The sequence below is a fragment of the Streptomyces sp. UH6 genome (assembly GCF_013421635.1).
Classification (GTDB): domain Bacteria; phylum Actinomycetota; class Actinomycetes; order Streptomycetales; family Streptomycetaceae; genus Streptomyces; species Streptomyces abyssomicinicus.
In genome coordinates this window covers 1-2,409 of sequence record NZ_JACADT010000873.1, presented here as the reverse complement: position 1 = coordinate 2,409, position 2,409 = coordinate 1, and the positions used below count along the sequence as shown (strand labels likewise).

Genomic DNA, 2,409 nt, shown 5'->3' with positions numbered 1-2,409 from the left:
CGCGGCGAGGACGTAGAGGAAGCCGCGGGAGGCGGCGGAGGAGGCCGCGATCCGCTCCGGCGAGCTGCCGGGCGCGGCGAAGAAGGACTGCCCGAGGTCGGCGGCGCGGGCCCGCTCCAGCCACGGGCCGCCCTCGCTGACCGGCAGGTCGGGGACGACGAAGCCGTCGGCGCCGGCCGTGCGGGCGTCGTCGTACAGCTGGGTCAGTCCGTAGCGCAGGAAGGGGTTGCAGTAGCCCATGAGCACGATCGGCGCCTCGACGCCGGCGGCCCGCGCCTCGGCGACCACGTCGATGGTGGCGGCCGTGGTGGTGCCGGTGTCCAGGGCGGCCTGGCCGGTGGCCTGGATGACCGGGCCGTCGCCCAGCGGGTCGGAGAAGGGGACGCCCAGTTCGATCACGTCGGCGCCCGCGTCCACGGCGGCGCGGATCAGGCCGACGGTCTCGCCGAGCGAGGGGTAACCGGAGGTGATGTAGGCGACCAGGGTCGTCTCCTCCTTGATCCGGTTGTCGGTGAAGGTCTGCTCGAGGCGCTTCATCGGGAGGTCTCCTCACGCTGCTTCAGGGCGGCCATGGCGGAGGTGAGGTCCTTGTCACCGCGGCCGGAGAGGTTGACGAGGACGGTGCTGCCGGGCTCGCAGCCGCGGGCGACCTTCAGGGCGCCCGCCACCGCGTGCGCGGACTCCAGGGCGGGGACGATGCCCTCGTGGGCGCTCAGCGCGACGAAGGCGTCCAGGGCCTCGTCGTCGGAGGCGGAGATGTACTCGACCTTGCCGGTGTCCTTGTAGTGGGAGTGCTCGGGGCCGACGCCCGCGTAGTCGAGGCCGGGGGCGATGGAGTGGGTCAGCTGGATCTGGCCGTCGTCGTCCTGGAGCAGGTAGGTGCGGGTGCCCTGGAGGACGCCCGGCTCGCCGTACAGCAGGGGCGCCGCGTGTCCGCCGTCGCCGCCCTTGCCCTCGCCGGCCGCCTGCACGCCGACCAGGCGGACCGGGTCGTCGAGGAAGGCGCTGAACATGCCGGCCGCGTTGGATCCGCCGCCGACGCAGGCCACGACCACGTCGGGCAGGCGGCCGTTCTCCTCCAGGAACTGGGCGCGGGCCTCGCGGCCGATGACCGACTGGAAGTTGCGCACGATGGTCGGGAAGGGGTGCGGGCCGACGACGGAGCCGAGCAGGTAGTGGGTGGTGTCGGGGTGCGCGATCCATTCGCGGATCGCCGCGTTGATGGCGTCCTTCAGGGTCGCGGTGCCCAGGTCCACCAGCTCCACCCGCGCGCCGAGCAGCTTCATCCGCTGCACGTTCGGGGCCTGCCGCTCGGCGTCGACGCGGCCCATGTAGACGGTGGCGTCCAGGCCCAGGTAGGCACAGGCGGCGGCGACGGCCACGCCGTGCTGGCCGGCGCCGGTCTCGGCGATGATCCGCTTCTTGCCCAGCCGGTGGGCGAGCAGCGCCTGCCCGATCGAGTTGTTGATCTTGTGCGCGCCGGTGTGGGTGAGGTCCTCCCGCTTCAGCCAGAGCTTGACGCCGTTCTCCGTGACGCCGAGCCGGTGCAGCTCGGTGATCGGGGTCGGCCGTCCGACGAACATCTTCAGCAGCCGGTCGAGCTCCTCGGTGAACTCCGGGTCCAGCAGCGCCTTGTGGTACTCCGCCTCCAGTTCCTCCAGCGGGCCCACCAGGGTCTCCGCGACGAACTGTCCGCCGTACTCGCCGAATCGGCCGTTCACGAGGCCACCTCCAGGATCGGGACCCCGGTGCAGGACCGGACCTGCGCGGCGGGGTCGGGGCTGTTGAGCAGGGACTCGCCGATCAGCGCGGCGTCGAAGCCGTGCGCGGCGATGCGTTCGATGTCGGCGCGGCCGGACAGGCCGCTCTCGCTGACGGTCAGCACGTCGCGCGGGAGGCCGCGGCGCAGCCGGGCCGAGTTCTCCAGGTCCACCGCGAAGGTCTGCAGGTCCCGGTTGTTGATGCCGACGACGCGGGCTCCGGCGTTCAGCGCCCGGTCCACCTCGTCCTGGGTGAAGGTCTCCACCAGCGCGTCCAGGCCGAGGCCGTGCGCGCTCTCGACGAGGTCCTTCAGCAGCGCGTCGTCGACGGCGCGGACGATGACCAGGACGGCGTCGGCGCCGCTGTCGTGGGCGAGCTGCACCTGGCGGGTGTCGACGAAGAAGTCCTTGAAGAGGACCGGCACGCTCACCCACGGGTCCTCGGCGACCGAGCGGACCAGTTCGGGCGAGCCGCCGAAGTACGGGGTGTCGCCGAGCACGGAGACCGCGGAGGCGCCGGCGGCGCTGTAGCCGCGGGCGGTGGGGACCGCCCGGGCGAGGTCGAGGAGCTGCCCCTTGGAGGGGGACTTCGGCTTGATCTCGGCGATGACCGAGACCTCCGGGCCGCCGATCGCGGCGGCGAAGCGGC

Annotated in this window: 3 protein-coding genes; all 3 read right to left on the bottom strand. The window is 72.7% G+C overall.

The annotated features are described in order from the left end of the window. Window positions 1-537, bottom strand: a 537-nt coding sequence (gene trpA, locus HW445_RS26975) for a tryptophan synthase subunit alpha (RefSeq protein WP_180223487.1), incomplete at its 3' end; no start/stop codon positions are given. Further along, window positions 534-1,721: a tryptophan synthase subunit beta gene (gene trpB, locus HW445_RS26970; protein WP_180223486.1), complete on the bottom strand. Its 1,188-nt coding sequence runs from the start codon at window positions 1,719-1,721 to the stop codon at window positions 534-536. The genes trpB and trpA, both read right to left, overlap by 4 nt. Then, on the bottom strand, window positions 1,718-2,409 hold a 692-nt coding region (locus HW445_RS26965), incomplete at its 5' end, for an indole-3-glycerol-phosphate synthase (RefSeq protein ID WP_180223485.1). The genes trpB and HW445_RS26965, both read right to left, overlap by 4 nt.